A 22,754-nucleotide genomic window follows, 5' to 3' on the forward strand; every position below is an offset into this window, starting at 1 on the left:
TTCTCCTCAGACGGCGTTCTTGAGTTTCGGGTCCAGCGCATCACGCAGCCCGTCGCCCATCAGGTTGATCGCCAGCACGCTGAGCAGGATGGTCAGGCCGGGCAGGCTCACCACCCACCAGGCGCGTTCGATGTAGTCACGGGCCGAGGCCAGCATGGTGCCCCACTCCGGGGTCGGTGGCTGGACGCCGAGGCCGAGAAAGCCCAAGGCAGCAGCGTCGAGGATCGCCGAGGAGAAGCTCAGGGTGGCCTGGACGATCAGCGGTGCCATGCAGTTGGGCAGCACGGTGACGAACATCAGCCGCGGTAGGCCGGCACCGGCCAGGCGCGCGGCGGTGACGTAGTCGCGGTTCAGCTCGCCCATCACGGCGGCACGGGTCAGGCGCACGTAGGACGGCAGCGAGACGATGGCGATGGCGATCACCGTGTTGATCAGGCCGGGGCCGAGGATGGCGACGATGGCCACGGCCAGCAGCAGCGAGGGCAGGGCCAGCATCACGTCCATCAGGCGCATGATCGAGGGGCCGAGGATGTGCGGGAAGAAACCGGCCAGCAGGCCCAGCAGGATCCCCGGCACCAGCGACATCACCACCGACGACAGGCCGATCAGCAGCGACAGCCGGGCGCCCTGGATCAGTCGCGAGAGCAGGTCGCGGCCGAGCTCGTCGGTGCCGAGGATGAACTGCCAGGTGCCGCCTTCCAGCCATACCGGCGGGGTCAGCAGGAAGTCGCGGTATTGCTCGCTCGGATCGTGCGGGGCGACCCAGGGCGCGAACAGCGCGCAGAACACGATCAGGCACATGAAGGCCAGGCCGGCCACCGCACCTTTGTTGCGTGAGAAGGCCTGCCAGAACTCCTTGTACGGCGAGGGGTAGAGCAGGCTCTGGTCCACCGGGCTGGCCGGCGTGACGGATTTCGCAATCGGGCTAGTCATGACGAGGGCCTCAGCGCTGATGACGGATGCGTGGGTTGGCCAGGCCGTAGAGGATGTCCACGACGAAGTTGACCAGGATCACCAGGCAGGCGATCAACAGGATGCCGTTCTGGACCACGGGGTAGTCACGGGCACCGATGGCTTCGATCAGCCACTTGCCGATGCCCGGCCAGGAGAAGATGGTTTCGGTGAGCACGGCGCCGGCCAGCAAGGTGCCGACCTGCAGGCCGAACACGGTCAATACCGGGATCAGCGCGTTGCGCAGGCCGTGCACGAACACCACGCGGGCGGGCGACAGGCCTTTGGCCCGGGCGGTACGGATGTAGTCTTCGCGCAGCACCTCGAGCATGGAGGAGCGGGTCATGCGGGCGATCACCGCCAGCGGGATGGTGCCCAGCACGATGGCCGGCAGGATCAGGTGCATCACCGCGTCCTTGAAGGCGCCTTCTTCGTCGCTGAGCAAGGTATCGATGAGCATGAAGCCGGTCTTCGGCTCGATGTCGTAGAGCAGGTCGATGCGTCCGGACACCGGGGTCCAGCCCAGGCTCACGGAGAAGAACATGATCAGGATCAGGCCCCACCAGAAGATCGGCATGGAGTAGCCAGCCAGGGAGATGCCCATGACCCCGTGGTCGAACAGCGAGCCTCGCTTGAGCGCGGCGATCACCCCGGCCAGCAGGCCGACGATGCCGGCGAACAGCAAGGCGGCGAAGGCCAGCTCCAGGGTGGCCGGGAACAACGTGAGGAATTCGTTCCACACGCTTTCGCGGGTGCGCAGCGACTCGCCCAGGTCGCCCTGGGCCAGTTTGCCGATGTAGTCCAGGTACTGGACCGGCAGGGGCTTGTTCAGGCCCAGGCGCTCCATGGCCTGGGCGTGCATCTCGGGGTCGACCCTGCGCTCGCCCATCATCACTTCCACCGGGTCGCCGGGGATCAGGCGTATGAGCGCGAAGGTCAGCAAGGTGATGCCGAAGAAGGTCGGAATCAACAGGCCTAGGCGCCGGGCAATAAAACTCAACATCGTCGGGTGTACCTCTCCAGGCGGTAGTACGGTCAGCCCGTCAGGGCAATGCCGCCGGTTCCCCGTGGGCTGCCGGCGGTCGTTGTTGTTCTACTTCACCTTGGTGGTGGCGAAGTTGTTGTTGGTCAGAGGGTTGACCACATAACCCTCCACGTTCTCGCGCATGGCCGTGAACATCTTCGGATGGGCCATGCTGATCCAGGGTTGGTCGTCATCGTACACCGCCAACGCCTCGGCATAGAGCCTTGCGCGCTCGTCGTTGTCGATGACCTCGCGGGCGCGGGTGATCAGTTCCTGGAACTTGGGGTTGCACCAGCGGGCATAGTTCTCGCCGTTGCGGGCCGCCTCGCAACTGAGCAGCGGGCCGAGGAAGTTGTCCGGGTCGCCGTTGTCGCTGGCCCAGCCGGTGGAGACCATGTCGGCCTCGCCCTTCTTGGCGCGGCGTAGCATCTCGGCCCATTCCATCATGCGGATATCCAGCTTGATGCCGATCTCGGCCAGGTCCGACTGGAGCATTTCGGCCGACAGGCGTGGATTGGGGTTGGTCGGACCGCCGCCGTTGCGGGTGAACAGGGTCAGTACCGTGCCCTCTGGCACGCCAGCCTCCTTGAGCAAGGCGCGGGCCTTGTCCAGGTCGCGGGGTGGGTTCCGGTTCTCGTCGTTGAAGCCGATCATGCTCGGTGGGTAGGGGTTGACGGCGACCAGCGCGTTGCCCTGGCCGAACAGTTGGTCGACGTGGGGCGTGCGGTCGAAGGCCATGTTGATCGCCTTGCGTACGCGCACGTCGTTCAGGTACTTGCGCTCGGTGTTCATCGCGATGTAGCCGGTGACCAGGGCCTCGGTCTCGGCGACCTTCAGTTTGGGATCGGTCTTGATCGAGGGCACGTCGTCAGGCTTGGGGGAGAGCGCGACCTGGCATTCGTTGGCCCGCAGCTTCTGCAGGCGCACGTTGTTGTCCGGGGTGATGGCGAAGATCAGGGCGTCGGCCGGTGGCTTGCCGCGGAAGTAGTCGGGGTTGGGCTTGTAGCGGACCTGGGCGTCCTTGTTGTAGCGCTGGAAGACGAACGGGCCGGTGCCGATCGGCTTGCTGTTGAGGTCGCGGGTCTTGCCCGTGTTGAGCAACTGGTCGCCGTACTCGGCGGAGTAGATCGAGGTGAAGGCCATGGCCAGGTCACGCAGGAAGGGCGCCTCCGGACGGGTCAGGGTGATCACCACGGTGTGGTCATCGGTCTTGTCCACCGACTTGAGCAGTTCCTTGAAGGCCATGCTCTCGAAATAGGGGTAGCCGACGCTGGTCTTGTCGTGCCACGGGTGGTTCGGGTCGAGCTGGCGGCGCAGGCTCCACAGCACGTCGTCGGCGTTGAATTCACGGGTCGGCTTGAAGTAGTCGGTGGTGTGGAACTTCACCCCTTCGCGCAGGTGGAAGGTGTAGGTGAGTCCGTCGGGGCTGATCTCCCAGCTTTTCGCCAGCGCCGGCTGGATATCGGTAGTGCCGGGCTTGAAGTCGACCAGGCGATTGAAGATGGCCTCGGCCGAGGCGTCGGCGGTGACGGCGGTGGTGTACTGCACGATGTCGAAGCCTTCCGGGCTGGCTTCGGTGCACACCACCAGCGGCTTGGCCGCGAGGTGGGGCGCGGCGCCGAGGATTACTGCCACCAGGGCGGCACGTAGCGGTAGCGATGTCATGGAACCTCCCTGCAGTTTGTTCCAGCGTAGCTGCCACGGCCCGCACAAGGCAGGCCGTGGCGATACGGGTCAGAGAATGTTGAACGGAATGGTCGTGACGATGCGCAGTTCGTCCAGGCTGCCGTCGGCCTGGGCCTTGCTGGCGCGGTGTGCGGTATAAGTGGCGCGGATGCTGGTGTCTTTCAGCGGCCCGCTCTGCACCGCGTAACTGGTGCCGATGCCCCACTCGTAGTGAGTCTCCCCGTCCATGCCGTTGACATCATAGGCCGTGCCTCGGTAGTGGGTGCCGTCGATACCCCAGCCGCGAGCGTTGTACACATTGAACTTGAGCCCCGGTACGCCATAGGGCGCCATGTTCAGCACGTAGCTGATCTGCAGGGATTTCTCGTTGGGGCCGTTGAAGTCCGACAGCAGCGAGTTGGCCAGGTAGATGCCGTTGGTCTCGTGCAGGTAGTCGAAGTACTCGTTGCCGTTGACCTGCTGCCAGGAGAAGGTCAGCGAGTGGGCCTGGTGGGTCAGGCCGAGCGACAGGCTGTAGGTGTCGTTGTCGATCTCGCCCATCTTCTTGCTGCCGGCATCCACGGTCTTGTAGTAGTTCAGGCCAGTGGTCAGGCTCAGCACCGCACTGTCGCCCAGCACATGGTTGGCACCGAAGTAGTACTGGTTCCAGAAGTCGTCGACCTTGGTGGCGTAGAGGCTGGTGGTCAGGCTCTTGAACGGCTGGTAGTTGACCCCTGCGGTGCTGGCCCGGTCGGTCTCCACGCCGGTGGCGCTGTATTCGCTGCGGAACTTGCTCAGGCTCTGCTCGGTACGTGGCGAGACACGGTCGAAGGTGCCCAGGTCGAACGACAGGTTGTCGAATTCGGCGCTGTGCAGGAACGCGCCCTGGAAGCTCGACGGCAGGGCACGGTTGCCGATATAGGCGATCATCGGCGTATCGACCGACTGGCGTCCCACGGTGAGGGTGGTGTTGGAGATGCGCGCCTTGATGTTGCCCAGGCCCAGCTTGCTCCACTGGCTGACCACGTCGCCGTCGCTGTCGGTGAGGGTCCGGTTGTTGGGCCCGGCCACTGCCGCGCGGCCTTGCTCCAGGGCGATGGCGTTGTAGCCGGCGGCTTCCACGGCAAAGCCGATCGTGCCCTGGGTGAAGCCGGAGCTGTAGTTGAGGATGGTGCCCTGCACCCAGTTGTCGCGGCTGTGGGTGGCGTGGCGGCTGCCGTCGCTCTTGTAGTACTTGAACAGCGGCGCGCGGGTGGCGCGCTCGCGGGCATACCAGTTGCGTGTGCTGCCGGTCAGGCTCTGGCCGGCGAGGAAACCGCTGGCCTCGTCCTGCTCGCTGCCTGACTTGAGGCTGATCGGGATGAAGTCCTGGCTGGCGGGTTCGGCCTGGGCGGTGGCGCAGAACGCGCCGATGGACAGGGCCAGTGCGGTGAGTGTGGTTCGTCTCAAGATGAAAGCTCCCTTTCTTTTTTTTTAGTTATCACCCGGGCCTCGTGAGCCGGATGTCGTTGCGGTGACGCGGTGTTGCACAGGTTTGCCGCGGGATCGCCGGGCAAATTCGGGAAGACTCAGGAGGTATGTGGCGCGGCTGCTTTCAGTGCCGCCCAGCCCTGGCCTCTTCGCGGGCAAGCCCGCTCCCACAAGCACTGCGTGGGAGTGCGGGGCAGGGATGTTCAATCAACGCTCACGCCCGAGAAGTCGTTGCGTCCGAAAGGGCTGACCTTGAAGTCGACGACCTTGGCGCTGATCGGCTGGTTGACCGTGGAGTGGGCCACCGGCGTGATCGGCACCTGTTGCTTGAGGCGCTGCTGGGCTTGTTGGTAGAGGGCGGTGCGCTGCTCGCGGTCGGTCACCTGCTTGGCCTGCTTGACCAGGGTGTCGTACTCCTGGTCGCACCATTGGGAGTAGTTGTTGCTGCCGATGGCGTCACAGCTGTACAGGGTACCCAGCCAGTTGTCCGGGTCGCCGTTGTCGCCGGTCCAGCCGATCAGGGCGATGTCGTGTTCGCCGTTCTTCATGCGCTTGAGGTATTCGCCCCACTCGTAGCTGACGATGCGCACCTTCAGGCCGACCTTGCCCCAGTCGGCCTGGAGCATTTCGGCCATCAGCTTGGCATTGGGGTTGTAGGGGCGCTGCACCGGCATGGCCCACAGGGTGACCTCGGTGCCTTCCTCGACCCCGGCGGCCTTGAGCAGGGCACGGGCCTTGTCCGGGTCGAAGCCGGCGTCCTCGATGCTGTCGTCGTAGGACCACTGGGTCGGCGGCATGGCATTGACCGCCAGTTGCCCAGCTTCTTGGTAGACCGCCTGGACGATCGCCTGCTTGTTCACCGCCATGTCCATGGCCTGGCGTACTTCCAGGCGATCGAAAGGCGGGTGCTGGGTGTTGTAGGCGATGTAGCCGAGGTTGAAGCCTGGCTTCTGCAGGATCTGCAGCGAGCTGTCGGCCTTCAGGGTCGGCAGGTCGGCCGGGCGCGGATGGAGGGTGACCTGGCACTCGTTGCGGCGCAGCTTCTGGATGCGTACCGACGGGTCGATGTTGATGGAGAACACCAGGTTGTCGATCTTCACCTCTTGCGCTGCCCAGTAGTCCTTGTTGCCCTTGTAGCGGATCTGCGAATCCTTCTGGTAGCGCTGGAACACGAAGGGGCCGGTGCCGATGGGTTTCTGGTTGATGTCGCTGGGCCGACCCTGGGCCAGCAGGTAGTCGGCGTATTCAGCGGAGAGGATCGAGGCGAAGCTCATGGCCAGGTTCTGGATGAATGCGGCATCGACGGTATTGAGGGTAAAGGTCACGCTCAGCGGGCCGCTCTTCTCGATGTGGGCGATGTTCTTGTCCAGGCCCATGCTGACGAAGTAGGGGAACTCGGTGGGGTAGGCCTTGCGGAACGGGTGCTGCCTGTCGAGCATGCGCTGGAAGGTGAACAGCACATCGTCGGCGTTGAAGTCGCGGCTTGGCGTGAAGTCCTTGTTGCCGTGGAACTTCACCCCTTCGCGCAACTGGAAGGTGTAGCGCAGGCCATCCTCGGACACCTGCCAGGCGGTGGCCAGGGCCGGCTGCACGGCGGTGCCGCCACGCTCGAACTCGACCAGGCGGTTGTAGATGGGCTCGGCGGCGTCGTTGTCGGTGGCACTGGTGTACTGGGCCGTGTCGAAACCGGCCGGGCTGCCTTCGGAGCAGAACACCAGGTTCTTGGCGAGCAGGGTCGGGGCCTGGGGTAGCAGGCCGAGGCCGAGCAGGGTGGCGAGCAGTGTGGCGTGGCGCATGGCGAATCCTTGTCCATTGGTTTTCGCCGGCCCAGGTAGCAGGCGCGGCAACAGGAGCCCGACCCGCTGCGGATGGCAGCGGGAGGACGTTTGGTCTGTAGTGCGTGGGTGGCGCGAGGGGCCGCCGGCCGGTCAGGCCAGCGGCGCAGGGGCTTGCCCTATTTCTCCACGCTCACGCCGTAGAAGGAGTTCAGGCCGAAGGGGCTGATCTTGAAGTCCTTCACCTTGGCGCTCATCGGCTGGTACACGGTGGAGTGGGCGATGGGGGTCAAGGGCACCTGTTCCTTGAGGATGTGCTGGGCCTTCTGGTACAGCTCGGTGCGCTTGGCCTGGTCGGAGGTCGCCTTGGCTTGCTTGATCAGGTCGTCGTAGGGCTTGTAGCACCACTTGGAGAAGTTGTTGCCTTCCAGGGCATCGCAGCCGAACAGCACGCCCAGCCAGTTGTCTGGGTCGCCGTTGTCGCCGCTCCAGCCGATCAGCATGGCGCCGTTCTCGCCGCCCTTGGAGCGCTTGATGTACTCGCCCCACTCGTAGCTGACGATCTTGGCCTTGATGCCGACCTTGGCCCAGTCGGACTGCAGCATCTCGGCCATCAGCTTGGCATTGGGGTTGTAGGGGCGCTGCACCGGCATGGCCCACAGGGTGATCTCGGTACCGTCCTTGACCCCGGCCTCCTTGAGCAGGGCCTTGGCCTTCTCCGGGTCGTAGGGGGCGTCCTTGATGCTGGTGTCGTAGGACCACTGGGTCGGTGGCATGGCGTTGACGGCCAGCTGGCCGGCGCCCTGGTACACCGAGTCGATGATCTGCTGCTTGTTCACCGCCATGTCCAGGGCCTGGCGCACCTTGAGCTGGGCCATGGGGTTGGGCTCGTTGCTGCCCTTGATCTTGTCCATCACGTTGTAGGCGATGTAGCCGAGGTTGAAGCCGGCCTGTTCAGGCATCTGCAGCTTCGGGTCTTTTTTCAGCGGCTCGATGTCGGCCGGGCGAGGGAACAGCGTGACCTGGCATTCGTTCTTCTTCAGCTTCTGCATGCGCACCGAGGCATCGGTGCTGATGGCGAAGATCAGGTTGTCGATCTTGACGTCCTCGGGTTGCCAGTAGTCTTTGTTGCCCTTGTAGCGGATCTGCGCGTCCTTCTGGTACTTGCTGAACACGAACGGGCCAGTGCCGATCGGCTTCTGGTTGATGTCGGCGGCCTTGCCCTGCTTGAGCAACTGGTCGGCGTATTCGGCGGACTGGATCGAGGCGAAGCTCATGGCCAGGTTCTGGATGAAGGCAGCATCGACGTCGTTGAGGACGAAGCGCACGGTGTGCTCGTCGAGCTTCTCGATACGGGCGATGTTCTTGTCCATGCCCATGTCGGTGAAGTAGGGGAACTCGGTGGGGTAGGCCTTGCGGAAGGGATGGTCCTTGTCGAGCATGCGGTTGAAGGTGAACAGCACGTCATCGGCGTTGAAGGGACGGGTCGGCTTGAAGTAGTCGGTGGTGTGAAACTTGACGCCTTCACGTAGGTGGAAGGTGTAGGCCTTGCCATCCTCGGAAACCTCCCAGCGGGTGGCCAGGCCGGGAATGACCGCGGTGCCCCCGCGTTCGAACTGGGTCAGGCGGTTGAAGATGGTTTCGGCCGAGGCATCGAAGTCGGTTCCGGTGGTGTATTGGCCTGGGTCGAAACCGGCCGGGCTGCCTTCGGAACAGAACACCAGGTTGGTCGCGGCGAGGGCGGTGGGTGTGCCGGCTAGCAAGCCTGCGCCGACCAGGAACGGAATGACTGCGTGTTTGAGCATGGTGGCCTCATTGTTGTCATTTTTCGATTGAGGCGGCCTCGTGAGCCGACCTGGGGATACTTATGCAGGGGGTATTCCCAATGCAACAGGGAGGAGGATAGTTGGCGTCAAAAGTGTGGTACGGACGTACATGGATGTCGCATTCGTGTAACTTTTTACGAAGTTGAACGTTTGCGTGGCGTGGAAGGGTGAGATTTTCAAGATATTTCGCACTAAATGGGGCAAGCGGATGCACCGGTTTAGAGCGTAGGAAACGGCTGAACTGGGTATAGGTTTTCGGCTACAAGGGGGAGGGAGAGAGGGGCGGTTGGGGCTGGCCGGCCAGGCTTAGGGCCGCTTCGCGCCCCATCGCGGGCAAGCCCGCTCCCACATGATCCTGCAAACCGCATCATTGGCGGTCGATTCGGACCCTGTGGGAGCGGGCTTGCCCGCGATGGGGCGCGAAGCGGCCCCAAGACAGCTTGCCTGACCGCATTGGGCTTCGCTCCCGAAGCGGCCCTCGGCTATCAGGGCATCTGCACTTCGATCAAGCCATCGGCGTTCATGCTGACTTCGCTGGTGCCGGCCTCGATGTCCGGTGCTGGTGCCGACTCGTCGGCGATCATGGCCTTGGCGGCCATCGGTGCGCTGCGCAGGTACGGGCGCGGGTAGCCGCTGCTGTTGAGGTTCAGGCTGACGACCTTGTAGCCCGTGCCGCCGAGCGCCTCGGTAGCCAATTGAGCGCGGGCCTTGAAGGCGTTGACGGCATCCTTGAGCAGCGCGTCTTCGCTGGCCTTGCGGGTGGCCGGGGCGATGGAGAAGTCCATGCCGCCCATCTTCAGGTCCTGCAGCAGTTCACCGGTGAGCTTGGACAGGGCCGGGAAGTCGGCGCTCTCCAGGCGCAGTTCGGCGCGCTCGCGCCAGCCGGTGATCTTCTGGCCCTTGCTGTCGTAGACCGGGTAGCTGTTGCGGCTGCCCTGGCTGATCTTCACCTCCTTGACCTGGCGAGCCTGTTGCACGGCCTTGTTCATGGTCTCGGTGATCTGCTTGGCGAGCTTGCCGGGGTCGCTGTTCTGGGCTTCGCTGTACAGGGTCACGACCATCAGGTCGCGCGCCACTTCCTTGCTGACTTCGGCACGCAGCGACACTTGGTTGTAGCGCGGTGCCTCGGCCGCCAGCGTGGGCAGGCTGGCGAGCAGGCCACAGGACAGGATCAGGGCTGTGCCGCGACGAGGGATTTGCATGTAGGGCTCCTTGGCAATGAAATGCATGGTCCATCAGACCGGAAACAGTGTAGTGGGTTCATGGGGCGACTCCGAGCTTCAATCTCCGAGCGCCGCGCTTCAAGCTGCAAGCTGGATCCGAGTGTGGCGCTTTGCCGCATCGCTGCAGCGGGGCGCCTGGCTTCGGTATACTCCAGCCGTTTTCCCTGGAGCACTCATCAGGAGAGCTCATGCTCGCCGTCGCACACCCGCTGTCCGCCACCCGCCAGAACCTCTGGCGCCTGACCTTCATTCGCATCCTGGTCCTGGCCGCCCAGGCCGGCTCCGTAGGCGTGGCCTACTGGACCGAACTGCTGCCGCTGCCCTGGTTCTCCCTGGCGGTGACCCTGGCCCTGTCGTCCCTGCTGTGCGCCTTCACCGCCCTGCGCCTGCGCCTGTCGCTGCCGGTCACCGAGTTCGAATACGCCTTCCAGCTGGCCTGCGACCTGCTGATCCACAGCGCCTTGCTGTATTACTCGGGTGGCTCGACCAACCCCTTCGTCTCCTATTACCTGGTGCCCCTGGCGATCGCCGCGGTGACCCTGCCGTGGATCTACTCGCTGGTGCTTTCCGGCATCGCCCTGGCGGCCTACAGCCTGCTGCTGGTGCAGTTCTACCCGCTCGAGACCCTGCCGCTGGCGCGGGACAAGATGCAGGTCTACGGCATGTGGTTGAGCATCGCCCTGGCGGCGGGGGTGATCACCTTCTTCGCCGCGCGCATGGCCGAGGAGCTGCGCCGGCAGGAGCAGTTGCGCGCCGAGCGCCGCGAAGAGAGCCTGCGTGACGAGCAACTGCTGGCCGTGGCCACCCAGGCTGCCGGGGCGGCCCACGAACTGGGCACGCCGCTGGCGACCATGAGCGTGCTGCTCAACGAGATGCGCCAGGACCATACCGACCCGCAGTTGCAGGAAGACCTCATGGTGCTCCAGGACCAGGTCAAATTGTGCAAGGAGACCTTGCAGCAACTGGTGCGTGCCGCCGAGGCCAACCGGCGCATGAGCGTGGTGGAGCAGGAGGTGACCGTCTGGCTCGACGAGGCGCTCAACCGTTGGCACCTGATGCGTCCGGAGGCCAGCTACCGTTTCCAGCGCCTGCGCGACGGCGAGGTGCCGCGCCTGACCCCGCCCCCAGACCTGACCCAGGCCCTGCTGAACCTGTTGAACAACGCTGCCGACGCCTGCCCGGACGACCTGGAGGTACGCCTGGACTGGGACGACCAGGACATCCTCATCAGCATCCGCGACCATGGGCCGGGCGTGCCCGTGGCCATCGCCGAGGCGATCGGCAAACCCTTCTTTACCACCAAGGGCAAAGGCTTCGGCCTGGGCCTGTTCCTGAGCAAGGCCAGCGTGACGCGTGCTGGCGGCTCGGTGAAACTCTATAGTCATGAACAGGGCGGCACCCTTACCGAGCTGCGCCTGCCCCATGGCAAGCGAGGAGATGAACGATGAGCGAAGAAAACCAGGTCGAGGGCGAAGAGCTGCCACACCTGCTGCTGGTGGACGACGACGCCACCTTCACCCGGGTCATGGCCCGTGCCATGAGCCGTCGCGGTTTCCGCGTGAGCACTGCGTCCTGCGCCGAAGAGGGGCTGGTGCTGGCCAAGCAGGATGTGCCGGACTACGCGACCCTGGACCTCAAGATGGAAGGCGATTCGGGGTTGGTGCTGTTGCCCAAGCTGCTGGAGCTGGATCCGGAGATGCGGGTGCTGATCCTCACCGGCTACTCGAGCATCGCCACGGCGGTCGAGGCCATCAAGCGCGGAGCCTGCAACTACCTGTGCAAACCGGCTGACGCGGACGATGTGGTGGCGGCGTTGCTGTCCGAGCATGCGGACCTGGATTCGCTGGTGCCGGAGAACCCGATGTCGGTGGATCGGCTGCAGTGGGAACATATCCAGCGGGTGTTGGCCGAGCACGATGGCAATATCTCCGCGACCGCGCGGGCGCTGGGGATGCATCGGCGTACGCTGCAGCGCAAGTTGCAGAAGCGGCCGGTACGGCGCTGAAGCCGAGGGTTCGATTCGCGGAGCGTCGGCTGGCTGTTGGGGCTGCAAGGCAGCCCCGATGTGCGCCCCGCCTGGCTCACCCTGTACCCAGCAGCAAAACCTGAAGAAGTCACAGCAAGATCCCCGCAAAACCTGACAGGTCGCGTATCATTAGCCCCCTAACGGCAACCCCTCAGGACCTGCAATGCTCGCCCTCTTCATCCAGACGCTGAACATCACGGCCCCGGTGTTCGCCATGCTGTTCATGGGCGTGCTTCTCAAGCGTATCCGGCTGATCGACGACAATTTCAACAAGGTCGCCTCGACCTTGGTCTTCAACGTCTGCATGCCGGCCCTGCTGTTCCTCGGCATCTACCACGCCGACCTGGCCGCCGCGGTCAAGCCTGGGGTCCTCCTGTATTTCGTCGCCGCGACCCTGCTCAGCTTCGCCATTGCCTGGGGCCTGGCGATCTGGCGCTGCCCGCCGGCCGATCGCGGCATCTATACCCAGGGTGCGTTCCGCGGCAACAACGGGGTGATCGGCCTGGCCCTGGCGGCGAGCCTGTATGGCGACTACGGCATCTCCCTGGGCGCGGTGCTCGCCGGCCTGGTGATCCTCATGTACAACTCGCTGTCGGTGGTGGTCCTGGCGGTCTACAGCCCGGACCTGAAGTCCGACCCCTGGAGCCTGTGCAAGAACATCTTCAGCAACCCGTTGATCCTCAGCGTACTGGTGGCCACGCCCATGGCCTACGGCCAGGTGCCACTGCCCAATTGGTTGCTGACATCCGCCGACTACCTGGCCCAGATGACCCTGCCCCTGGCGCTGATCTGCATCGGTGGCACCCTGTCGCTGGCGGCCTTGCGCGACAGTGGCAAGCTGGCCATCGACGTCAGCCTGGTGAAGATGGTCTGGCTGCCGCTGTTGGGTACCCTGGGCGCCTGGCTCTGCGGTTTCCGTGGCGCCGAACTGGGCATCCTGTTCCTCTACATCGGCAGCCCGACGGCAGCGGCGAGCTACGTCATGGCGCGGGCGGCCAACGGCAATCACCAGTTGGCGGCCTCGATCATCGTGATCACCACGCTTTTGGCGGCAATCACTACCAATATCGGCATTTTTATCTTGCAGTGGGGCGGATGGATCTAGATCCTCGACTGCCGACAACACCAACAACACTGCCTCCTGACCTGAGGACACTTCATGCAAGACCAGCGTACGCCCGAGCAGTTGCAGCGCGGGCTGAAGAATCGCCATATCCAGCTCATCGCACTGGGTGGCGCCATCGGCACCGGGCTGTTCCTGGGTATCGCCCAGACCATCCAGCTGGCCGGCCCGTCCGTCCTGCTGGGCTACGCCGTGGCCGGCCTGATGGCCTTCCTGATCATGCGCCAGTTGGGCGAGATGGTGGTCGAGGAGCCGGTCGCCGGTAGTTTCAGCCACTTCGCCCACCAATACTGGAGCGAGTTCGCAGGCTTCGTCTCGGGCTGGAACTACTGGGTGGTGTACGTGCTGGTGGGCATGGCCGAGCTGACCGCGGTCGGCATCTACGTGCAGTACTGGTGGCCGGGCTTCCCCACCTGGGCCACGGCGGCGATCTTCTTCGTGGTGATCAACGCGATCAACCTGACCCAGGTGAAGGTGTATGGCGAGCTGGAGTTCTGGTTCGCCCTGGTCAAGGTGGTGGCCATCGTCAGCATGATCGTCTTCGGTGCCTGGCTGCTGGGCAGTGGCCAGGGCGGGCCGGACGCCAGCGTGGCCAACCTGTGGCAGTACGGTGGCTTCTTCCCGAATGGCGTCACCGGCTTGATCATGGCCCTGGCGGTGATCATGTTCTCCTTCGGTGGGCTGGAGCTGGTGGGGATCACCGCTGCCGAAGCGGACAACCCGCGTGTGAGCATCCCGAAGGCTACCAACCAGGTGGTCTACCGCATCCTGATCTTCTACATCGGCGCCCTGGCGGTGCTGCTGTCGCTGTATCCGTGGCAGAAGGTGGTGCAGGGCGGCAGCCCGTTCGTGATGATCTTCCATGAACTGGACAGCGACCTGGTGGCCACCGTGCTCAATGTCGTGGTGCTTACTGCGGCCTTGTCGGTCTACAACAGCTGCGTGTACTGCAACAGCCGCATGCTGTTCGGCCTGGCGACCCAGGGCGATGCGCCGCGCCAGTTGCTCAAGGTCAACCGCCGTGGCGTGCCGCTGGCGGCGCTGGGCGTCTCTGCCGTGGCCACCGGCCTGTGCGTGGTGATCAACTACCTGATGCCGGGCGAAGCCTTCGGCCTGCTGATGGCCCTGGCGGTGTCGGCGTTGGTGATCAACTGGGCGAGCATCAGCATCACCCACCTGAAGTTCCGCAGGGCCAAGCTGGCGGGGGGCATCGTGCCGTTCTACCGCAGCTGGGGGCATCCGCTCACCAACTACTTGTGCCTGGCGTTCATCGCGCTGATCCTGGTGGTGATGTACCTGACGCCGCCGATCCGCATCTCGGTGATGTTGATTCCGCTGTGGATCGCGGTGCTGTGGGTGGCGTTTCGTCTGAAGAAGCAGCGCCAGCTCGTCAGGGGCTGATCTGTTCTTTCACGGTGGAGCATTCGCGGGCTTGCCCGCGAATGGCGCGCCGCGAAAATCAGGCTGGGTAGCTGTCGATCACTTCCTGTGCCGCGCGGAACGCGTCGATCGCCGCCGGCACCCCCGCATAGACCGCGCAGTGCAGCAGCGCCTCGCGGATTTCCTCCACCGTGCAGCCGTTGTTCAGTGCGCCACGCACATGACCCTTGAGCTCTTGCGGGCACTTCAAGGCCGTCAGCGTGGCCAGGGTGATCAGGCTGCGGGTCTTCAGCGCCAGTCCTTCGCGGGCCCAGACGCTACCCCAGGCGTGCTCGTTGACGAAGTCCTGCAGGGGTTGGGTGAAGTCGGTGGCATTGCCCAGGGCACGGTCGACGAAGGCGTCGCCCATTACCTGGCGGCGGATCTGCTCGCCGGATTTGCGTGTGTCAGCCATGTTGTTTTCCTTAGTGTTGGCGGCGCCAGGCGCGCAGGGTCGTGTACAGCAAGAGCACCCCGAGCACCGGCATCACGTAGAACAGCATCAGTTTTTCCAGGCGACCGGCCAGCGGCATGCCAGTGGTGAAGGCCACCACGTGCAGACCATAGGCCAGGTACAGGCAGAGGAATACCAGGCCTTCGGCGCGGGTGACTCGATAGCCGGAGTAGAACACCGGCAGGCTCAGCGCGGCCACCCCGAGCATCACCGGCAGGTCGAAGTCCAGGGCGTTGGGCGAGATCGACAGCGGTTCGGGGGTAACCAGCGCGGTCAGCCCCAGCACTGCCAGCAGGTTGAACAGGTTGCTGCCGATCACCGTACCCACCGCGATCTCCCGCTCCCCGCGCAGGGCGGCCACCAGGGCGGCAGCCAGCTCTGGCAGGGAGGTGCACACGGCGACCACGGTCAGGCCAATGATCCGCTCGGACAATCCCAGGTCCGTGGCCACCTCCACCGAGGCCTCCAGCAGCAGGTGGCCGGCCAGGCTCAGGAGAACCAGGCCGAGCAGGACCTGCAGCGTCGCAGCGCTCCAGAAGCGCCCTGCGCTGGTGTGTACCGCCTCGGGCGCCGGGTAGGTACGGGCGTAGTGGCGCGACTGATGCCAGAGCATCCCCAGGTAGCCCAGCAGGCCAAGCAGCAGCAACAGGCCTTCCAACCGGCCGAACTGGCCGTTGGCCGCCAGCAGGTAGACCAGGCCGCTGGCGACGATCATCAATGGAATGTCCAGGCGCACCAGTTGCCTGGACACACGCAACGGGATGATCAGCGCAGCCAGGCCCAGGATCACCAGGACATTGAAGATGTTGCTGCCGATCACGCTGCCCACGGCGACATCCGGTGCACCCTGGTAGGCCGCCTGCAGGCTCACGGTGAGCTGCGGCGCGGTACTGCCGAACGCCACCAGGCTCAGGCCGATGATCAGCGGTCGTACATGCAGGCGCAGGGCCAGGCGCACGGCGGCGCGCACCAGCAGCTCGGCGCCGATCACCAGCAACACGAGGCCCAGGCCCAGTTGCAGGAGGCTGAAGGTGGGGAGGGTGGCCAGGTCGAAAATGGTCGAGACTCCTGTCGGCTCAGTTGCTCAGACCTTGTACCCGGACGCGCGCCGTTCCGCTACGGAGCATGCCGATTTTTTCTGCCGCGGCGCGCGACAGGTCGATCAGCCGGCCGCGAGTGTGCGGACCGCGGTCGTTGATGCGCACCACCACGCTGCGCTGGTTGGCAAGGTTGGTGACCCGCACCCGGCTGCCGAAGGGCAGGCTGCGGTGGGCGGCGGTCAGGCCGTGCTGGTTGAAGGGTTCGCCGCTGGCGGTGCGCTTGCCGTGGTGGCGTGAGCCGTACCAGGAGGCCGTGCCGGACTGGTCGTAGCCGCGGGGGTCGATGTCGTGGCTGGCGCAGCCGGCCAGCAGGAAGAGGAGCGCCAGGGCGCTGAGGGCGTGTCTTGTCAAGTCGAAGGCTCCGAGACTGCATCCTTTGCGGCCCATCGCGGAGCGAGCCCGCTCCCACTGGTTCCCGAAAGGCCCAGGGGGCGGGGAACCTGTGGGAGCGGGCTCGTCCCGTGAACGAGGGCGGGGCCCTCGTCGGGCTACAGGGGTAAAACGATTACCCTTCGAGCTTGGCCTTGAGCAATTGGTTCACTTGCCCCGGGTTGGCCTTGCCCTTGGAGGCCTTCATCGCCTGGCCGACGAAGAAGCCGAACATCTTGCCGCGCTTGGCCTCGTCGGCGGCGCGGTACTGTTCGACCTGCTCGGCGTTGGCGGCGAGCACTTCGTCGAGCATCTTGTCGATCGCGCCGGTATCGGTGACCTGCTTGAGGCCGCGGCTCTCGATGATGCTGTCGGCGTCGCCTTCACCGGCGGCCATGGCCTCGAACACGGTCTTGGCGATCTTGCCGCTGATGGTGTTGTCGCGGATGCGCAGCAGCATGCCGCCGAGCTGCTCGGCGCTGACCGGCGCCTGGTCGATCTCCACGCCCAGCTTGTTGAGCAGGCTGCCCAGCTCGACCATCACCCAGTTGGCGGCCAGCTTGGCGTCGCCGCCGATGCTGGCGACCTTCTCGAAGTAGTCGGCCTGCTCGCGGCTGGCCGCCAGCACGTTGGCATCGTAGGCCGACAGGCCGTACTGGCTCTGGAAGCGCTCGACCTTCTGTTGCGGCAGCTCCGGCAGGCCAGCGCGGACGGTTTCCAGGAAGCTGTCCTCGATGACCACCGGCAGCAGGTCCGGGTCGGGGAAGTAACGGTAGTCGTTGGCTTCCTCCTTGCTGCGCATGGAGCGGGTCTGGTCCTTGTTCGGGTCGTACAGGCGGGTTTCCTGCACCACCGTGCCGCCGTCCTCGATCAGGTCGATCTGGCGCTGGATCTCGTAGTTGATCGCTTTCTCGATGAAGCGGAACGAGTTGACGTTCTTGATCTCGCAGCGGGTACCGAACTCGGCCTGGCCCTTGGGGCGTACCGAGACGTTGCAGTCGCAGCGCAGCGAGCCCTCGGCCATGTTGCCGTCGCAGATCCCGAGGTAGCGCACCAGGGCGTGGATCGCCTTGACGTAGGCCACGGCCTCCTTGGCGCTGCGCATGTCCGGCTCGGACACGATCTCCAGCAGCGGGGTGCCGGCGCGGTTCAGGTCGATGCCGGTGGAGCCGCTGAAGTCTTCATGCAGGCTCTTGCCGGCGTCTTCCTCCAGGTGCGCGCGGGTGATGCCGACGCGCTTGATGGTGCCGTCCTCCAGGGCGATGTCCAGGTAGCCCTTGCCGACGATCGGCAGGTCCATCTGGCTGATCTGATAGCCCTTGGGCAAGTCGGGGTAGAAGTAGTTCTTGCGCGCGAACACGTTGCGCTTGCCGATCTGGGCATTGATCGCCAGGCCGAACATGCAGGCCATGCGCACGGCTTCCTGGTTGAGCACCGGCAGCACGCCGGGCATCCCCAGGTCGACCAGGCTGGCCTGGGTGTTCGGCTCGGAGCCGAAGGTGGTGGCGCTGCCGGAGAAGATCTTCGACTGGGTGGCGAGCTGGGTATGAATCTCCAGCCCGATCACAACTTCCCATTGCATGTGTGAATTCCTCAGAAGCCGTTGGGGGCGCGGGTGTGCCAGTCGGTGACTTGCTGGTAGCGGTGCGCGACGTTGAGCAGGCGGCCTTCCTGGAAGTACGGGGCCAGCAACTGCACGCCCACCGGCAGGCCATCGACGAAGCCGGCGGGCATCGACAGGCCCGGCAGGCCCGCCAGGTTGGCGGTGATGGTGTAGACGTCCTCGAGGTAGGCGGCGACCGGATCGCTGCTCTTGGCGCCGAGCTTCCAGGCTGGGTTCGGCGTGGTCGGGCCAAGGATCAGGTCGACCTCTTCGAAGGCGGCCATGAAGTCGTTCTTGATCAGGCGGCGGATCTGCTGCGCCTTGAGGTAGTAGGCGTCATAGTAGCCAGCCGACAGGGCATAGGTGCCGACCATGATGCGCCGCTGCACCTCGGCGCCGAAGCCTTCGCCACGCGAGCGCTTGTACAGGTCGGTGAGGTCCTTGGGCGCCTCGCAGCGATAGCCGAAGCGTACGCCGTCGAAGCGTGACAGGTTGGAGGAAGCCTCTGCCGGGGCGATCACGTAGTAGGCCGGGATGGCGTGCTGCATGTTCGGCAGGCTGATTTCCTTCACCACCGCGCCGAGCTTTTCCAGCTCCTTGACGCTGGCCTGGACCAGGTCGGCGATGCGCGAGTCGAGGCCGGCGCCGAAGTATTCCTTCGGCAGGCCGATGCGCAGGCCTTCCAGCGAGCCGTTCAGCGCGGCGCTGTAGTCCGGTACCGGCTCGTCGATGCTGGTGGAGTCCTTGGCATCGAAGCCGGCCATGCCTTGCAGCAGCAGGGCGCAGTCCTCGGCGGTGCGCGCCATCGGGCCGCCCTGGTCGAGGCTCGAGGCGTAGGCGATCATGCCCCAGCGCGAGACGCGGCCGTAGGTCGGTTTGAGGCCGGTGAGGTTGGTCAGGGCCGCCGGCTGGCGGATCGAGCCGCCGGTATCGGTGCCGGTGGCGGCCGGCAACAGGCGCGCGGCCACGGCGGCAGCCGAGCCGCCCGACGAGCCGCCAGGAACGTGCTCGAGGTTCCACGGGTTCTTCACCGCGCCGTAATGGCTGGACTCGTTGGCCGAGCCCATCGCGAACTCGTCCATGTTGGTCTTGCCCAGGGTGACCATGCCGGCTTCGGCCAGCTTGGCGACCACGGTGGCGTCATAGGGCGCCTTGAAGTTGTCGAGCATCTTCGAGGCGCAGCTGGTGCGGATGCCTTGGGTGCAGAACAGGTCCTTGTGGGCGATCGGCGCACCGAGCAGGGCGCCGCCCTCGCCGGCGGCGCGGCGGGCGTCGGCGGCACGGGCCTGTTGCAGGGCCAGCTCCTCGGTGACGCTGATGAAGCTGTTGATCTGCGGGTCGAGTTGCTGGATGCGCGCCAGCAGGGCGGCGGTCAGCTCTTCGGAGGAAAACGACTTGTCGGCGAGTCCGCGGGCGATCTCGGCCAGGGTCAATTGATGCATGGCAGGCTCTATCCCTTACTCGATGACTTTCGGAACCAGGTACAGACCGTTCTCGGTCGCCGGGGCGATGGCCTGGTAGGCATCGCGCTGGTTGCTTTCGGTGACCTGGTCGGGGCGCAGGCGCTGGCTGGCCTCCAGGGGGTGGGCCAGGGGTTCGATACCGCTGGTGTCGACAGCTTGCATCTGGTCGACCAGCCCGAGAATACTGTTCAAGGCATCGGTAATGCGTGGCAGTTCGCCTTCATTCAGGCCCAGGCGGGCCAGATGGGCGATCTTTTCCACGTCGCAGCGTTGAAGCGCCATGGGGATCTCCAGGAGAAACGGAACGGATGGGGTCCGCGATGAGGAACATGCCGGCATTCTGGCGGTCATACGGCCGCGATCATCTGCTGGCGTGCTCGGAAAAACTGCCAATTTAACATATTGGCTCCTTGCCCAAAATCCCTGCCATTGTTAGAGTTTGCCGCACTTTTTTACCCACGCTTTGCCTAGGGTCACTTTCCCATGTTCAAGAAACTGCGTGGCATGTTTTCCAGCGATCTGTCCATCGACCTGGGGACTGCCAACACCCTTATTTACGTGCGTGAGCGCGGTATCGTCCTGAATGAGCCCTCGGTCGTTGCCATCCGTACCCACGGCAACCAGAAAAGCGTCGTCGCAGTCGGTACCGAGGCCAAGCGCATGCTGGGTCGCACGCCCGGCAACATTGCCGCCATTCGTCCGATGAAGGATGGCGTGATCGCCGATTTCAGCGTTTGTGAAAAAATGTTGCAGTACTTCATCAACAAGGTCCACGAGAACAGCTTCCTGCAGCCCAGCCCACGCGTGCTGATCTGCGTACCGTGCAAGTCGACCCAGGTCGAGCGCCGCGCCATTCGCGAGTCGGCCCTGGGTGCCGGTGCCCGTGAAGTGTTCCTGATCGAAGAGCCGATGGCCGCCGCCATCGGTGCCGGCCTGCCCGTTGAAGAGGCCCGCGGCTCGATGGTCGTCGACATCGGTGGCGGTACCACCGAGATCGCCCTGATTTCCCTGAACGGCGTCGTCTACGCCGAGTCCGTGCGGGTCGGCGGCGATCGTTTCGACGAAGCCATCGTCACCTACGTGCGCCGCAACTACGGCAGCCTGATCGGCGAGTCCACCGCCGAGCGCATCAAGCAGGAAATCGGCACCGCCTACCCGGGCGGCGAAGTCCGCGAAGTCGACGTGCGTGGCCGCAACCTGGCCGAAGGCGTGCCGCGTGCCTTCACCCTCAACTCCAACGAAGTGCTCGAGGCCTTGCAGGAGTCGCTGGCGACCATCGTCCAGGCGGTCAAGAGCGCCCTGGAGCAGTCGCCGCCCGAGCTGGCCTCGGACATCGCCGAGCGCGGCCTGGTGCTGACCGGTGGTGGCGCCCTGTTGCGCGACCTGGACAAGCTGCTGGCCCAGGAAACCGGCCTGCCGGTGATCGTCGCCGAAGACCCGCTGACCTGCGTCGCCCGTGGCGGTGGCCGTGCGCTGGAAATGATGGACAAGCACGCCATGGACCTGCTCTCCAGCGAGTGAGCCCAGGCGCTGTCCGTCACCTGGCAGTGTCAACGCCCGGTTTACAGGTAGCACCCGCAGTGCTACCTGTATGTGCTGGGCTGGCGTCCGTCCGGGCGTCGTTTCCGTCAACCCGCAAGCAGGCCGGTGCATTGCCCCATGTCCAATGACCTCCTGAAACGTCGTCCACGAGGAACGGCCCATTAAACCGCTTTTCTCCAAGGGCCCTTCGCTGGGCGTTCGTCTGCTCGTGCTGGTGGTGCTGTCGGTCGCGCTGATGGTGGTCGACTCGCGCTTTGCCGTGCTCAAACCGGTGCGCAGCCAGATGGGGCTGGTGCTGATGGAGTCCTATTGGGTCACCGACCTGCCGCAACGCCTGTTTCAGGGCGTGGCCAGCCAGTTCGGCAGCCGCACCGAACTGATCGCCGAGAACGAGAAACTCAAGACCGAGGCCCTGCTGCTGCAGGGGCGCCTGCAGAAGCTGGCGGCCCTGACCGAGCAGAACGTGCGCCTGCGCGAGCTGCTCAACTCCTCGGCGCTGGTCAACGAGAAGGTGGAGGTGGCCGAGCTGATCGGTGTCGACCCCAACCCCTTCACCCATCGCATCCTGATCAACAAGGGCGAGCGCGACGGCGTGTTCCTCGGCCAGCCGGTACTCGACGCCCGTGGCCTGATGGGCCAGGTGGTCGAGCTGATGCCCTACACTTCGCGGGTGCTGCTGCTGACCGATACCACCCATAGCATCCCGGTGCAGGTCAACCGCAACGGTTTGCGCGCCATCGCCAGCGGCACCGGCAACCCGGAGCGCCTGGAGCTGCGTCATGTGGCCGACACCGCCGATATCAAGGAAGGCGACCTGCTGGTCAGCTCCGGCATGGGCCAGCGCTTCCCGGCCGGCTACCCGGTGGCCACGGTCAACGAGGTGATCCACGACTCCGGCCAGCCGTTCGCCATCGTCCGCGCCATTCCCACCGCAGCGCTCAACCGTAGCCGCTACATGCTGCTGGTATTCAGCGACCGGCGTTCGCCGGAACAGCGTGCCACGGAGGCGGCGATCGCCCAGGAAGAGGCTGACCGCAAGGATGCGGCAGGCAACGGCCAGGCCACGGGCGACGGTGGGCAGGGCACGCCTGCCCCGTCCGCCACCACGCCGGGCGCCGTACCCGCCGCGCCGGCAACCCCCGCCCCCGCCGCCCCAGGCGCGGCCCCTGTCAGCCCGGCAGCGGCCCCCGCGGCGCCGAATACCCCCGGGAGAGAATGATGGCAGGTTCGCGCAGCAAGAACGGCTGGGCCATCTGGCTGACCTTCGTGATCGGCCTGTTGCTCAGCGTGTCGCCCATGCCCCAGTTCATGGAAGTGTTCCGGCCCATGTGGCTGGCCTTGCTGGTGTCCTTCTGGGCCCTGGCGGTGCCGCACAAGGTCGGCATGACCACGGCCTTCGTCCTGGGCCTGGCCGAGGACGTCCTGTATGGCACCTTGCTGGGTCAGAACGCCCTGATCCTGACCCTGATCACCTTCCTGGTGCTGTCGCTGCAACAGCGCCTGCGTATGTTCCCCATGTGGCAGCAGAGCCTGGTGATCCTGGTGATCTTCGGTATCGCCCAACTGATCCAGCTGTGGCTCAGCGCCCTGACCGGCAATCGCTTGCCGACCCTGGCGCTGGTCTGGTCGGCGGTGATCAGCGCGTTGCTCTGGCCATGGATCAGCTTCGCCCTGCGCGATCTGCGCCGCCGCCTGCACATCAACTGACGGCCATCATCGCC

20 protein-coding genes are annotated in these 22,754 nt (G+C 65.0%); 7 read left to right on the forward strand and 13 right to left on the reverse strand.

Going from position 1 to position 22,754, the window contains the following annotated elements:
* Positions 1-6: 6 nt before the first annotated feature.
* From ACDI39_RS22430 to ACDI39_RS22460, 7 genes are all read right to left on the reverse strand, one after another.
* Positions 7-933, reverse strand: coding sequence for an ABC transporter permease subunit (locus tag ACDI39_RS22430; RefSeq protein WP_225788645.1), 927 nt, complete (start codon positions 931-933; stop codon positions 7-9).
* A 10-nt stretch (positions 934-943) separates the two neighbouring features.
* Positions 944-1,954: an ABC transporter permease subunit gene (locus tag ACDI39_RS22435; protein ID WP_060515691.1), complete on the reverse strand. Its 1,011-nt coding sequence runs from the start codon at positions 1,952-1,954 to the stop codon at positions 944-946.
* Positions 1,955-2,044: 90 nt separating this feature from the next.
* Positions 2,045-3,640 carry an ABC transporter substrate-binding protein gene (locus tag ACDI39_RS22440; protein ID WP_486537064.1) on the reverse strand — a complete coding sequence of 532 codons (1,596 nt, stop codon included), beginning with the start codon at positions 3,638-3,640 and terminating at the stop codon, positions 2,045-2,047.
* A gap of 69 nt (positions 3,641-3,709) precedes the next feature.
* Complete coding sequence (locus ACDI39_RS22445; RefSeq protein ID WP_225788647.1) at positions 3,710-5,089, reverse strand: OprD family porin; 1,380 nt, start codon at positions 5,087-5,089, stop codon at positions 3,710-3,712.
* Positions 5,090-5,313: 224 nt separating this feature from the next.
* Positions 5,314-6,906, reverse strand: coding sequence for an ABC transporter substrate-binding protein (locus ACDI39_RS22450; RefSeq protein WP_225788648.1), 1,593 nt, complete (start codon positions 6,904-6,906; stop codon positions 5,314-5,316).
* A gap of 158 nt (positions 6,907-7,064) precedes the next feature.
* Positions 7,065-8,690, reverse strand: a complete 1,626-nt coding sequence (locus ACDI39_RS22455) for an ABC transporter substrate-binding protein (RefSeq protein WP_225788649.1) — start codon at positions 8,688-8,690, stop codon at positions 7,065-7,067.
* Positions 8,691-9,196: 506 nt separating this feature from the next.
* Entirely contained in the window at positions 9,197-9,913 is a 717-nt protein-coding gene (locus ACDI39_RS22460; protein ID WP_225788650.1) for an SIMPL domain-containing protein, read from the reverse strand.
* A 209-nt stretch (positions 9,914-10,122) separates the two neighbouring features.
* On the opposite strand from ACDI39_RS22460, the gene ACDI39_RS22465 reads away from it, so the two are divergent.
* The 4 genes from ACDI39_RS22465 to ACDI39_RS22480 all read left to right on the forward strand — a co-directional run bounded on the left by ACDI39_RS22465 (position 10,123) and on the right by ACDI39_RS22480 (position 14,484).
* Positions 10,123-11,382: an ATP-binding protein gene (locus tag ACDI39_RS22465; protein ID WP_225788651.1), complete on the forward strand. Its 1,260-nt coding sequence runs from the start codon at positions 10,123-10,125 to the stop codon at positions 11,380-11,382.
* Positions 11,379-11,939, forward strand: coding sequence for a response regulator transcription factor (locus ACDI39_RS22470; RefSeq protein ID WP_225788652.1), 561 nt, complete (start codon positions 11,379-11,381; stop codon positions 11,937-11,939). Before ACDI39_RS22465 ends, ACDI39_RS22470 begins: the two co-directional genes overlap by 4 nt.
* 184 nt (positions 11,940-12,123) lie before the next feature.
* Positions 12,124-13,065 carry an AEC family transporter gene (locus tag ACDI39_RS22475; protein WP_225788653.1) on the forward strand — a complete coding sequence of 314 codons (942 nt, stop codon included), beginning with the start codon at positions 12,124-12,126 and terminating at the stop codon, positions 13,063-13,065.
* A gap of 54 nt (positions 13,066-13,119) precedes the next feature.
* Positions 13,120-14,484 carry an amino acid permease gene (locus tag ACDI39_RS22480; RefSeq protein ID WP_225788654.1) on the forward strand — a complete coding sequence of 455 codons (1,365 nt, stop codon included), beginning with the start codon at positions 13,120-13,122 and terminating at the stop codon, positions 14,482-14,484.
* 58 nt (positions 14,485-14,542) lie between these two features.
* Here ACDI39_RS22480 and ACDI39_RS22485 read toward each other — a convergent pair whose 3' ends face one another.
* The 6 genes from ACDI39_RS22485 to gatC form a co-directional block, all read right to left on the reverse strand.
* Entirely contained in the window at positions 14,543-14,917 is a 375-nt protein-coding gene (locus tag ACDI39_RS22485; protein ID WP_225788655.1) for a carboxymuconolactone decarboxylase family protein, read from the reverse strand.
* A 10-nt stretch (positions 14,918-14,927) separates the two neighbouring features.
* Positions 14,928-15,971 carry a calcium/sodium antiporter gene (locus tag ACDI39_RS22490; RefSeq protein ID WP_225788666.1) on the reverse strand — a complete coding sequence of 348 codons (1,044 nt, stop codon included), beginning with the start codon at positions 15,969-15,971 and terminating at the stop codon, positions 14,928-14,930.
* A 61-nt stretch (positions 15,972-16,032) separates the two neighbouring features.
* Positions 16,033-16,443, reverse strand: a complete 411-nt coding sequence (locus ACDI39_RS22495) for a septal ring lytic transglycosylase RlpA family protein (RefSeq protein ID WP_225788656.1) — start codon at positions 16,441-16,443, stop codon at positions 16,033-16,035.
* 118 nt (positions 16,444-16,561) lie between these two features.
* Positions 16,562-18,007 carry an Asp-tRNA(Asn)/Glu-tRNA(Gln) amidotransferase subunit GatB gene (gene gatB, locus ACDI39_RS22500; protein ID WP_253081373.1) on the reverse strand — a complete coding sequence of 482 codons (1,446 nt, stop codon included), beginning with the start codon at positions 18,005-18,007 and terminating at the stop codon, positions 16,562-16,564.
* 11 nt (positions 18,008-18,018) lie between these two features.
* The gene (gene gatA / locus ACDI39_RS22505) at positions 18,019-19,470 is read right to left on the reverse strand and encodes an Asp-tRNA(Asn)/Glu-tRNA(Gln) amidotransferase subunit GatA (protein ID WP_225788657.1); all 1,452 of its coding nucleotides are present in this window, start codon (positions 19,468-19,470) and stop codon (positions 18,019-18,021) included.
* Positions 19,471-19,485: 15 nt separating this feature from the next.
* Entirely contained in the window at positions 19,486-19,773 is a 288-nt protein-coding gene (gene gatC / locus ACDI39_RS22510) for an Asp-tRNA(Asn)/Glu-tRNA(Gln) amidotransferase subunit GatC (protein ID WP_225788658.1), read from the reverse strand.
* Between the two features lie 201 nt (positions 19,774-19,974).
* Between gatC and mreB the strand changes: the two genes are divergently transcribed.
* The 3 genes from mreB to mreD all read left to right on the forward strand — a co-directional run bounded on the left by mreB (position 19,975) and on the right by mreD (position 22,740).
* Positions 19,975-21,012, forward strand: coding sequence for a rod shape-determining protein MreB (mreB, locus tag ACDI39_RS22515; RefSeq protein ID WP_003255163.1), 1,038 nt, complete (start codon positions 19,975-19,977; stop codon positions 21,010-21,012).
* 229 nt (positions 21,013-21,241) lie between these two features.
* Positions 21,242-22,252 (forward strand): rod shape-determining protein MreC, encoded by a 1,011-nt coding sequence (gene mreC, locus ACDI39_RS22520; protein WP_410045792.1) that lies wholly within the window; start codon positions 21,242-21,244, stop codon positions 22,250-22,252.
* The gene (mreD, locus tag ACDI39_RS22525; protein WP_225787456.1) at positions 22,252-22,740 is read left to right on the forward strand and encodes a rod shape-determining protein MreD; all 489 of its coding nucleotides are present in this window, start codon (positions 22,252-22,254) and stop codon (positions 22,738-22,740) included. Before mreC ends, mreD begins: the two co-directional genes overlap by 1 nt.
* Positions 22,741-22,754 lie beyond the last annotated feature (14 nt).

Source organism: Pseudomonas sp. Tun-23181, assembly GCF_057415455.1.